The sequence below is a fragment of the Schleiferilactobacillus perolens DSM 12744 genome, assembly GCF_001435585.1.
GTDB classification, from domain to species: domain Bacteria; phylum Bacillota; class Bacilli; order Lactobacillales; family Lactobacillaceae; genus Schleiferilactobacillus; species Schleiferilactobacillus perolens.
Genome location: NZ_AZEC01000049.1, coordinates 1 through 1049, shown reverse-complemented (window position 1 = coordinate 1049; position 1049 = coordinate 1). Strand labels below are relative to the sequence as shown.

3 protein-coding genes are annotated in these 1049 nt (G+C 35.5%); 1 reads left to right on the top strand and 2 read right to left on the bottom strand.

Features of this window, described 5'->3' with window-relative positions:
- Positions 1-108: 108 nt before the first annotated feature.
- The gene (locus FD09_RS15540; RefSeq protein WP_005917927.1) at positions 109-411 is read right to left on the bottom strand and encodes a type II toxin-antitoxin system YafQ family toxin; all 303 of its coding nucleotides are present in this window, start codon (positions 409-411) and stop codon (positions 109-111) included.
- The gene (locus FD09_RS15535) at positions 401-679 is read right to left on the bottom strand and encodes a plasmid mobilization protein (protein WP_003625288.1); all 279 of its coding nucleotides are present in this window, start codon (positions 677-679) and stop codon (positions 401-403) included. The genes FD09_RS15540 and FD09_RS15535 overlap by 11 nt, the downstream gene beginning before the upstream one ends.
- Positions 680-782: 103 nt before the next feature.
- Between FD09_RS15535 and FD09_RS15530 the strand changes: the two genes are divergently transcribed.
- On the top strand, positions 783-1049 hold a 267-nt coding region (locus FD09_RS15530; RefSeq protein WP_476707414.1), incomplete at its 3' end, for a site-specific integrase.

Here is a 1049-nt window from a genome sequence, read left to right as displayed (position 1 = left end):
TTACCAAATCGCCCCTCGAAAACATTGAAAGAATAGCCCCCAATATCTATAATGTAGATATTGGGGGCTATTTTAATTTATTTTTTTATAAGTGCCCCTAAACTATAGCTATTGATTCAAGATTTCATGGGAACCAGTTGCAACCAATAACAAAATCAATTCATCATGATCTAGCTGATAAATAACAATCCAGTTGTCATAATTTTTACCATAGTTCCCATATCTGGCAGGGTGAAATTCACGATAGCCACGCCAATTTCCTTTTAATGCATGATCTTTAATCTGTTTCAAAACAAGTACATCTTGTTCAACAATTGCTTCTAAACAAGGCTTCAAGACAGTTATTGGGAAATGTTTTTTGACTAGTTTTTTTAATTCACGTTCAAAAGATTTGGTCTGTTTAATTTGCATCTAACTTATCGATCCAATCTTCAAAGTCAGTCAATGAACCAATGTTTTTGACCTGCCCTGTTTCTGCTTCTTTTTTAGCGGCTAAGGCTTCCGGAGAATCTAAAAAGCTGACTAATCGAACTTCATTATTGGCCGCTTTAACTAACGATAAGCGTATATACTCAGAAACGGTTAGCCCTTGTTTTGCTAGATTAGCTTTAGCCCGTTCACTAATGTCAGGTGTTACACGAGTTGAAATTGTCTTGTTTTTAATAATAGTATTACTCATTCTAATCCGCCTCCTTTAAGTTTACCATCGTACTACATTATAATATTCGATTTTTAGGTTTTCTGCAACTAAATTAATTTTAAAGTAAAGGAACTAACAGCTTATGCGACAAGTTGTCTTACCCATCAAAGATTCAAACGTTCTTAAAGAGGTTCAAGATACGTTACTCAATAACTTTAAAGCTGGCCGACGTAACTATACGATTTTTCAAGTTGGTAAAGCGACGCTACTGCGAGTGAGTGACGTTATGGGCTTAAAACAGGCCGATATTTTTAATCCGGACGGTTCTATTAAACAAAATGCGTTCATTCACGATCGAAAAACGGGTAAACCGAATACCTTGTATCTTAAACCAGTTCAAACAGAGCTC

Excerpts from the sequence above, each read along its gene's own strand:
- FD09_RS15540 (WP_005917927.1), bottom strand. The coding sequence starts at position 411 with ATGCAAATTAAACAGACCAAATCTTTTGAACGTGAATTAAAAAAACTA.
- FD09_RS15535 (WP_003625288.1), bottom strand. The coding sequence starts at position 679 with ATGAGTAATACTATTATTAAAAACAAGACAATTTCAACTCGTGTAACA.